Source organism: Achromobacter sp. GbtcB20 (assembly GCF_019091095.1).
GTDB classification, from domain to species: Bacteria; Pseudomonadota; Gammaproteobacteria; order Burkholderiales; family Burkholderiaceae_B; genus Achromobacter; species Achromobacter mucicolens.
Map to the genome: position 1 here is coordinate 1 of NZ_JAGXJZ010000215.1, position 493 is coordinate 493.

Sequence of the window (493 nt, forward strand, 5' to 3'; positions counted from 1 at the left end):
CTTCGTGCTGCACAAGATGCAGGTCCTCTCGCGCCGCACCGAGACGGTGGCCGACGACCTCGTCGCCAAGATGCTGCGCAAGACCTACATCGCCGGCATGCTGGCGGTATCGAGCTACCTGGGCTCGCTCGTGCTCGATCTCAGCGACCGGCAGCGCCTGGTGGTGTCGCGGGTGGCGATCGCGGCGATCATCCTGCAGCTCGCGATCTGGGGCGACACCCTGCTGCGCGCCTGGCGCGACCGCTACCTCGCCAACGGCGACAACCCGCGCAAGTCCTCGCGCACCATCGTCTGCTTCCTGCTGCGCCTGGCGCTGTGGGTGATCGCCTTCCTGATGGTGCTCGACAACTTTGGCTTCAACATCACGGCGCTGGTGGCCAGCCTGGGCATCGGCGGCATCGCGGTGGCGCTGGCGGTGCAGAACATCCTCGGCGACCTGTTCGCCTCGCTCTCGATCATGCTCGACAAGCCCTTCGAGATCGGCGACTTCATC

1 protein-coding gene is annotated in these 493 nt (G+C 66.5%); it reads left to right on the forward strand.

The window, feature by feature from the left end; translation table 11 throughout:
• The coding region (locus KVT32_RS28645; RefSeq protein WP_217619264.1) for a mechanosensitive ion channel family protein at positions 1 to 493 on the forward strand (493 nt) is incomplete at both ends.